We start from the raw sequence: 8,378 nt of genomic DNA, 5'->3' as shown, positions 1-8,378 counted from the left end.
CCGGGCCACGCGTGCTGCCACGTGCCGCCCGACGTGACGACGCGACCGGCGGTGTGCACGGTCGCGTCGAGGGCGGGGTCGGCGGTCGCCGCGACGGCGGCTCCCGGGACGAGCGCGACGACCGTCGCGATCGCCGTCAGCGTCAGGGTGGTGCGCAGCGCTCGCACGCCGGGTCCCTTCGTCGGTGTGAGCCGGCCGGGATGGGCGGCGCCCTCTGCCTACCGACCCGGCCGGTCGCAGCGACAGCCGGTGAAGCGATTCGACGACGACGGCGCGGGTGGACGTGCGGCTCGCTCGGCGGCGGCGACGCTCAGCGTGCCCCGGGCAACGGCCCCCACCGCAGCGGCTCGTCGGGCCACGGCGTGCGCCGTGCGGTCGACCGCCGGGCGAGGACGACGCCGCACGCGGTCGCGACGACGGTGAGCACGACGCCCACCCACGCGGCCCCGACCACGAGGAGGGTCACCGCGGCGACGACACCGACGACGGCCGCGAGCCCGGACGCGGGGCCTCGGCGCAGGACCGCGGCACCCCCGCCCAGGAGGGCAGCCGTGACCACGAGCAGCGCGCTCAGCGGGACGACGCGGCTCGCGGCGAGGAGGTCGTCGCCACCGGGCGGGGTCCGCCACGCGAGGTCCGCCGCTGCGGTCGCCGCAAGCACGAGGCCCGAGGCCGCGAGCAGCGCGACGCCTCCGGTCCGGCGACCGGGCCCGACGGACGCGTCGGGTCGCCGCCCGCGGACGCGACGACGACGAGCGCGACCGCGACGCCCACCGGGAGCGCGAGCGGCAGCGGCGGGCGCGGCGTGTCGGGTTGCTCGGGGATCGGGACGAGGACCTCGCGCGCGCCGGGGAACGGGTGGCCGAGCCGCTCCCACGTGCCGTCCTCGTGCCGGAGCGCGAGGCCGTCGCCGCCGTTCGCGGCGTAGACGCGGTAGCCGTCGGGTGTCGGCAGCACGGCCACCTGGCGCGTGCGGATCACGCCCGCCGGCGGGTCGTACCGGCGGGCGAGCGTGCCGAGGAGCTCGGTGGGCACGGACCAGTCGACCCGCCAGGTCCGCCCACCGTCCGTGCTGCGCTCGACGCCGAGCGGGCCGTGGTCGACGACCGCGTCGCCGGCGCGGAGCGGCCGGTAGCACTCGTCGGGCTGGTCGGGCACGCACGCGCCGGGCTCGTCGCGCGACGTGGCGAGCGCGGCGGCGACAACCTCCCGGGCATCGCCGTCGGTGACCGCGGCCCAGGTCTCGCCGTCGGTCGAGCGCACGGGCTCGCCGTCCTGCCGCTCGACGACGACCGCGCCGTCGACGACGGCGACGGACCGCACCGTGTCGCCCTCGGCCGGCGCGGAGGTCGCGACGGTCGCGAGCACCGCGACGGGCAGGACGACCAGCCACCGGGCGGGCACGGGCCGACGGCGGTCGGCGCCAGCCGCCGGTCGGACGCCGGCTCCCACGCACCACGCCAGCGCGAGCACCGGCAGCGCGGCGAGGTCGGTCGGGTCGTGACGCACGCCGCCCGGGCCGTCGACGAGCGACCAGGCGGCCGACGCGACCGAGGCGCCGGAGGGCGTCGCCTTGACGACGGCGAACAGCACGCCGACGAGTGCCACCGCGACCGTCGCGACGACGCGGTCGGACGCCGGTCGCGGGCGACGCCAGACGAGCGCGAGGACGACGGCGACGAGCGGGGGAGCGACGAGGAGGCCGGCGAGGTCGGAGAGCTTCCCGGTCCACCACGTGCCGAGCGCGGCCTTCAGGACGTGGTCGTTGAGGAGGAGGAGGACCACGGCCACGCACGTCGACGGGTGGCACAGCCAGCGCAGCGCGGCGTCGTGAGGTGGCCGTGCGTCCGCGTCAGTCATGGCTCCTCCGGGTCGTCGTCCTCGTCATCGACACGGCGAGCCACGGACTTCAGCCCGACGACGTCCGCACCGCGACGCCCGCACCGGTCGCGGCGCGCGGGTGACCGGTGGTCGGGCGTCGGGCCCGCGTCCACCTACGCTGTGCGGCGATGATCTCTCGTGTCGAAGGCGCGTACCTGGGTGCGGTCCGGGCGTTCCAGAACCCGATGCTGGACCTGCTGCACAAGCGGCACGCCCCGCTGGTCGTCGCGCTGCTCTCCGTGACGTTCACCGCCGAGCGCCCGACGGTCGCCGTCGCCGACGCGCACACCGAGATCGGCGACGCCCTCGACCAGCTCCGCGCCGCCGGCCACGGCGACACCCTGCCGGCCGGCGGTCCGCGCGAGCTGTGCCGGCAGTGGGCCGAGGCGGGCTGGCTGGTCCGCCAGGTGCTCGACGACGACGTCGAGGTCTACCGGCTGTCGGCGCACGCGGTCGGTGCGCTCGAGGTCGCGGGCCGTGCGGGTGGCGCGCGGGCGCGCGTGTCGCAGTCGCGGGTCCGGACGCTGCTCGACGCGGTCGGGCGGCTCGCGCAGGACGCCGACCCCGACGTGCTCGTGCGGATGGCCCGGCTGGACGCCGAGATCGGCCGCCTGCAGGCCGAGCTCGACCGCGTGCAGCGCACGGGCACGGTCGAGACGGTCGACGACGAGGAGCTGCTCGAGGAGGCCGAGAACGTCCTGCACCTCGTGCGCGAGCTCCCCGCGGACTTCGCGCGCGTCGCGGAGTCGATCAAGGCCATGCAGCGCGACGTCGTCACGGCGCTCCGGCAGGACGAGCGCCCCACGGGCGACGTGCTGCGCGAGTACCTCGCGCGCGGCGAGCAGGTCATGGAGTCGACCACGGAGGGCCGGGCGTTCGCCGGGGCGCTGCGGCTCATCGGCGACCCGCACCGGCTCGACGAGCTCGCCGCGCAGCTCGACGTCGTGCTGCGGCACCGGTTCTCCCGCCGTCTCGGACCGCAGCAGCGCACCGAGCTGCGCGAGGTCGTCCGACGCATCGAGCAGGGGCTCGACCAGGTGTTCGCCGCGCAGCGCGAGGCGTCGTCCGTCATCACGTCGCAGGTCCGCCACCACGACCCGCTGCGCGACCGGCAGGTCGACGCGCTCCTGCGTGACGTCATGACGGGCCTGCAGGCGTGGATGCCCGACGCGCGGCGCTCCCAGCCGGTCGACCCGCTGCGCCGACTCCCGGTCGCCGACGTCGAGCACCTGCGGCAGACGACCGGCGCGCTCCAGCCCCCGGAGCCGCCCGCTCCGCTGACCGACTGGGACGACGACGGCGACGTCGCGAGCGGCGACGCCCTCGCGTGGGGCGGGCCGCACTACGCCGAGCTCGACGCGCACCTCGCGGCGTTCGCGACCGACGGCGTCACGGCGGACCCCGACGGCGTGGACGTCGCCGCGGTGTTCGACGCCGCCCCGGACGCCCTGCGCCGGCCCGTGGACCTCCTGGGCCTGCTCGAGCTCGCGCACGCCCACGGCATGACGGAGACCGACCGCGTCGCGCTCGTCGACGCGGTCCGGCCCGACGGCGCCCGCCGACGCCTCGCGTTCGGCGGCGTCACGATCCGCACGAAGGACGACACCGATGACTGACGCCCCGACCGTCGCGACCGACGCCGACGCGCAGGACGACGCCGTCGACCTGCCGGACGCCGTCGACGCGCCCGACGCCACGGACCTCCCCGACGCGCCCGACGACGTCGACACCGGAGACCTCGCGACGCCCGACGAGCGCGGCGGGTTCATCGCGCCCGTGCCGATGGAGGAGGACCCCGCGGAGCTGTTCGCCGGCGACTCCGGCACGCTCGACGCCGACGTGCGCCGCGTGCTCGTGCGGCTGCTGCAGCGCCGCTTCCTCGTGGCCGACCGCAACCGCGCGCAGTGGCGCACGCTGCTCGAGAACCAGCAGGTGATCGAGTCGCGGCTGCACGACCTGTTCGTGCACCTCGTCGTCGACCACGACCGCGGCATCGCGTACAAGCGGCAGGTCCGCTCGGCCGAGCTCGACGTGCCCGTGCTGCTGCGCGACGACGCGTACTCGCGCGCCGAGACCCTCGTCCTCGTGCACCTGCGCACGGTGTTCCAGCGCGAGCGCGGCGCGGGGGAGACGTCGGTGCGCGTCGACGTCGAGGAGATCGAGCAGACCGCGCTCACGTACTTCGACCCCGACGACACGAACGTCGCGGGCCACCAGCGCGAGATCCGCGCGGCGGTCGCGCGGCTCGCGAAGGAAGGGCTGATCGAGGAGGAGTCGGAGGGGCGGTTCCGCGTGACGCCGCTCGTCGAGGTCGTGCTGAGCAACGAGCGGCTCACCGAGCTGCGCGCGTGGCTCGGCGAGCAGGTCCGCGCCGCGAGCGGGGTGCAGGTCCGCGGCGGCGCGGGCGAGGAGGACGTCCGATGACGATGGTCGACACCCTGTTCGGGCTGATCCCCGAGGCGTCGACGGGGCAGCAGTGGGTCGCGCGCGACCTGCAGCTCGTCAACTGGGGCGGCTACGACGGCCACCACCGCGTGCGGCTCGCGTCGACCGCGACGCTGCTGTCGGGCGGCTCGGGGTCGGGCAAGTCGACGCTCATGGACGCGTACATCGCACTGCTGATGCCGCACACCACGCCGTTCAACGGCGCGTCGAACGGCGGCGTCGTGGGCCGGCCGCGCGGCAAGGACCAGCGCAACATCCTGTCCTACGCGCGCGGCAAGCTCGACGAGTCGCGCACCGACGAGGGCAGCACGCGGCAGCGCGTGCTGCGCGGCGACGGTCGCGACACCTGGTCCGCGATCGCGATGACGTGGACGGACCAGGGCGGCACCGAGCTCACGGCCGTGCGCGCCTGGTACGTGCCGTCGGCCGCGCGCACGCTCGAGGAGGTCGTCGCGGTCCGCGCGACGCGCGACGGGTCGTTCGACCTGCGCACGCTCGAGGACGCCGCGGCGCACCGGTTCGCCCGTCCCGCGCTCACCGAGGCGGGGCTGACCGTCTTCGACACCGACCGCGACCTCACCGCGCGCCTGCACGCGACGCTCGGCATCGGCGCGTCCGGCGACGGCGCCAAGGCCGTCGCGCTGCTCGGTCGCATCCAGGCCGGGCAGCAGATCACGACCGTCGACGCGCTCTACAAGGCGATGGTGCTCGAGGAGCCCGACACGTACGCGACGGCCGACGCCGTCGTCGAGCAGTTCGACAAGCTCTCCGGCACGCGCGACCAGATGGTCACCGCACGCCAGCAGGTCAAGGCGCTCGAGCCGATCCGCGGGCTGCGCGCCGAGATCGACGAGGCCGCCGACCGGCTGCGCGTCATCGACGAGATCGGCACGTTCGACGAGCCCGCGTCGCCCGCCGCGCTGTGGAAGCACGAGCGCCGCCTCGACCTGCTGCGCGACGCCGAGGCGGACCTGCAGCGCCGCCAGCACCGCGCGCGCGACCACGTCGCCGAGATGCAGGCGCGGATCGCCGCGGCCCGCTCGGAGCTCGACGGCGTCAAGGAGACCCTGTGGTCGTCCGGCGGCGACCGCCTCGCGCACGCGCAGCGCGAGCTCGCCGCGACCGAGGCGCGCGCGCAGGAGGTCGCCCGCACCCGCACGCGGCTCGACGACCTGCTGCGCGCCCTGCCGGGGGAGACCGTCGCGAGCGAGGCGCAGCTCGCCGACCTCGTCGCCCGGGCGCACACGACGCTCGCGGACGGCGGTGCGCGTCGCCGGTCCTTCGACGAGCTCGCCGACGCGCGGTCCGAGCGCAAGGAGGCTGCGGCCGACCTCGCCGAGCTCCAGTCGGAGCGCCGCGACGTGGAGCGCCGACGCGACAACATCCCGCGCGACCTGCACGCCGCGCGCGCGGCCCTCGCCCAGGCGGCCGGCCTGACGCCCGAGGACCTCCCGTTCGTCGCCGAGCTCGTCGAGGTGCGCACCGAGCACGAGCCGTGGCGCGACGCGTTCAACCTCGCGCTCGGCGGCTTCGCGACCGTCCTGCTGATCGACGCCGCGCACCTGCGCGCGTTCCGCGCCGCGATCGACACCGTGCCGACCGCCCGCCGCATCCAGTTCCAGGGCGTGCCGACCGGCGGCCCCGACGACGTCGCGCTCGACTCGCGCACGCTGCCCGGGCGGCTCGACTTCCGCAGCGGCCCGTTCACCGCGTGGCTGCGCAGCGAGCTCGCGCAGCGGTTCGACCACGTCTGCGTCGACACCCCCGGCGAGCTCGCGCAGCACGCGAAGGCGCTGACCCGGACCGGGCAGGTGTCGCAGGGCACGCGCGGCGCGCACGGCGGGCAGGGGCACGCGAACGTCCTCGGCTTCACCAACACCCGGCGCCTCGCGTTCCTCGACCAGCAGATCGCGCGCGCTCAGCAGCGGCTGGAGCTCGCCTCCGCGCGGGTCACGGAGGCGGAGGCGCAGCTCGACGAGGGCGACGCCCGGCGGCGCGCGTACGAGCAGGTCGTCGGTGTGACGTGGGAGCAGGTCGACGTCGCCGCGGTCGAGGCCACGCGCGCCCGGTGGGCGCAGGTCGTCGACGAGGTCACCGCGGGCAACCCGCAGATCGCCGACCTGCAGCGCCGCGCCGACGAGCTGGACACGACCATCACGGCGCTCACCGAGCTGCTCGGCCGCACCAAGGCCGACGCGCAGGCGCTCGGCGAGCGGTGGTCGACCACGACCGACGAGGTCGACGCCGCGCAGCGGGCTCTCGACGAGGCGACCGCGTCCGGCACGACGGTCCGCGCCGCGCAGCGCGCGTACGTCGAAGGGCTGCTCGACGGCGGGCCCGAGGCGACCGCGCCCGCGCCCGACGCGGTCGACGCCCTGCGAGCGCTCGACGAGGTGCTCGCCCGCGCCAACGCCCTGCTGCTCGCCGACCGGCAGGCCGCGCAGCACCGCATCGGCGCCGCCCGCGACGCGCTGCGCCGCACCTTCGAGACGTTCGTCGAGCGCTGGCCCGACCCGAACCTCGGCACCGACCCCGACGGGTCGTACGGCGACTTCGCGCGCGTCCTCGTCGACCTCGAGACCAGCGGGCTGCACGACCTCGAGGCCGAGTGGCGCCGCAGCCTCCTGCGGCTGTCCGGCAACGATCTCGCCGACCTGCACAGCGCGCTCGCGCGGTCGGTCCGGGAGATCAAGGAGCGCATCCGGCCGGTCAACGACATCCTCGCCGACCTGCCGTTCGCCGACGACGACCACCGGCTGCGGATCGACGCGCGCGACACGCAGTCGACCGTCGTCGCCCGGTTCCGCAAGGAGCTGCGCGACCTGCGCGAGGTCCTCGCGACCGACGCGACCGACGCCGAGCGCGAGCGCCGGTACGTGCGGATGGCGAAGGTCGTCGACCGGATCCGCCGCACCGCGCCCGACTTCGCCGACCTCGTCGACGTGCGACGGCACGTGCGGCTGTCGGCCGAGAAGGTCGACCTCGAGGGCCGGCACGTCGCGCTGTACGACCACATCGGCGAGAAGTCCGGCGGTGAGTCGCAGGAGCTCGTCGCGTTCATCGTCGGCGCGGCGCTGCGCTACCAGCTCGGCGACGCGGGCGCCGAACGCCCCCGGTACGCGCCCGTGTTCCTCGACGAGGCGCTCATCAAGGCCGACGCGCGGTTCACCGGGCGGGCGATCGGGGCGTGGCGGGGGCTCGGCTTCCAGCTCGTCATCGGCGCGCCCAACGACAAGTTCAGCGCGCTCGAGCCGCACGTCGACCTGGCCTACGTCGTCCTCAAGGACGCGTCGGGGCGGTCGCGCACCAAGCCGGTCGTCGGCGTCCCGGACGGCACGACGACCCCCTGACGCGCGCGACGCCGGGCGCCGTCACGACGTGCCCGGCGTCACACGCGCTTCGCCCGGCGGTCGGGACGGAGGTCCCACGGAGGGCGACCGCGGACGGCCACGTCGGGACGTGTCACCCGTTCGCCGCACGCGGGCGCTTCACCGCGGGCCGCGCAGCCGGGAGCGTCGGTCCGTCGCGTGCGGACGCGGCGCAGGCGACAGCCCCGGGAGCGACGTGCGACAAGCGACAGGCGTGGTCCCGACGTCCGAGGAACGGACGTTCGGCCGCGAGGAGATCATCGTCTCGAAGACCGACCCGCAGGGGCGGATCACGTACGCGAACGACGTGTTCGTGCGCGTGTCCGGCTACCGGCGCGACGAGCTGCTCGGGCGGCCGCACTCGCTCATCCGGCACCCGGACATGCCGCGCGCGATCTTCCGCACGCTCTGGGACACCGTGCAGCAGGGGCAGGAGATCTTCGCGTACGTGAAGAACCTCGCCGCGGACGGCGCGTACTACTGGGTGCTCGCGCACGTCACGCCGTCGACCGACGAGACCGGCGCGACCGTCGGCTACCACTCGAACCGGCGGCTGCCCGACCCCTCCGCGGTGCGCGCCGCCGAGGAGCTGTACGGCGTCCTGCTGGCCGAGGAGAGCCGGCACGCCACGGGCAACGCCGCGGTCGACGCGTCGTCGGCCGTGCTCGCCGACCTCCTCGCGGG

6 protein-coding genes are annotated in these 8,378 nt (G+C 75.9%); 4 read left to right on the top strand and 2 right to left on the bottom strand.

Annotated features, from left to right (window positions below; translation table 11 throughout):
• Positions 1-310 precede the first annotated feature (310 nt).
• The gene (locus CTKZ_RS21470) at positions 311-559 is read right to left on the bottom strand and encodes a hypothetical protein (protein WP_160142853.1); all 249 of its coding nucleotides are present in this window, start codon (positions 557-559) and stop codon (positions 311-313) included.
• Between the two features lie 11 nt (positions 560-570).
• A complete protein-coding gene (locus tag CTKZ_RS21465) occupies positions 571-1,860 on the bottom strand; it encodes a beta propeller repeat protein (protein WP_160142852.1) in 1,290 nt (429 codons plus the stop codon).
• A gap of 149 nt (positions 1,861-2,009) precedes the next feature.
• Between CTKZ_RS21465 and CTKZ_RS07625 the strand changes: the two genes are divergently transcribed.
• From CTKZ_RS07625 to CTKZ_RS07610, 4 genes are all read left to right on the top strand, one after another.
• Complete coding sequence (locus CTKZ_RS07625) at positions 2,010-3,497, top strand: DUF3375 domain-containing protein (protein WP_124342388.1); 1,488 nt, start codon at positions 2,010-2,012, stop codon at positions 3,495-3,497.
• Positions 3,490-4,305, top strand: coding sequence for a DUF4194 domain-containing protein (locus CTKZ_RS07620; RefSeq protein WP_371852344.1), 816 nt, complete (start codon positions 3,490-3,492; stop codon positions 4,303-4,305). Before CTKZ_RS07625 ends, CTKZ_RS07620 begins: the two co-directional genes overlap by 8 nt.
• Positions 4,302-7,676, top strand: coding sequence for an ATP-binding protein (locus CTKZ_RS07615; protein WP_124342387.1), 3,375 nt, complete (start codon positions 4,302-4,304; stop codon positions 7,674-7,676). The genes CTKZ_RS07620 and CTKZ_RS07615 overlap by 4 nt, the downstream gene beginning before the upstream one ends.
• Positions 7,677-7,908: 232 nt before the next feature.
• Positions 7,909-8,378: PAS domain-containing protein (locus CTKZ_RS07610; protein ID WP_124342386.1), on the top strand; the 470-nt coding region annotated here is incomplete at its 3' end.

Origin of the sequence: Cellulomonas algicola, assembly GCF_003851725.1 — a bacterium.
Taxonomy (GTDB): domain Bacteria; phylum Actinomycetota; class Actinomycetes; order Actinomycetales; family Cellulomonadaceae; genus Cellulomonas; species Cellulomonas algicola.
Note: the sequence above shows the minus strand (reverse complement) of the source record. Positions and strands in the feature narration are given on the sequence as shown.

Bases quoted from the DNA above. Each gene is read 5' to 3' on its own strand.
- CTKZ_RS07615 (WP_124342387.1), top strand. From the start codon at position 4,302: ATGACGATGGTCGACACCCTGTTCGGGCTGATCCCCGAGGCGTCGACG.
- CTKZ_RS07620 (WP_371852344.1), top strand. From the start codon at position 3,490: ATGACTGACGCCCCGACCGTCGCGACCGACGCCGACGCGCAGGACGAC.
- CTKZ_RS07625 (WP_124342388.1), top strand. From the start codon at position 2,010: ATGATCTCTCGTGTCGAAGGCGCGTACCTGGGTGCGGTCCGGGCGTTC.
- CTKZ_RS21465 (WP_160142852.1), bottom strand. From the start codon at position 1,860: ATGACTGACGCGGACGCACGGCCACCTCACGACGCCGCGCTGCGCTGG.